We start from the raw sequence: 211 nt of genomic DNA on the forward strand, positions 1-211 counted from the left end.
GATCGCCGCCGCCGTGACGGCGGCCGGCGCGAGCTTCGTGCTCGCCGCCGACAGCGTGGCGATGGCCGAGCACGCCGCCGGCCTCGGGCTGATCGCGCCGGACGCGGTGGCGTCCGTGCAGGCGGAGCGCGCGGCCGCCCCGCCCGAGCCCGCGACCGGCCCGCTTCCGGGCATGCTGCGCCCCTCCGAGCCCCCGCCCACGGTGGTGATC

The 211-nt window shown here is 81.0% G+C and carries 1 pseudogene; it reads left to right on the forward strand.

Going from position 1 to position 211, the window contains the following annotated elements:
* A pseudogene (locus AX737_RS34680) lies at positions 1 to 211 on the forward strand (hypothetical protein); the annotation flags it as partial.

Source organism: Methylobacterium sp. CCH5-D2, assembly GCF_001556475.1.
GTDB lineage: Bacteria > Pseudomonadota > Alphaproteobacteria > Rhizobiales > Beijerinckiaceae > Methylobacterium > Methylobacterium hispanicum.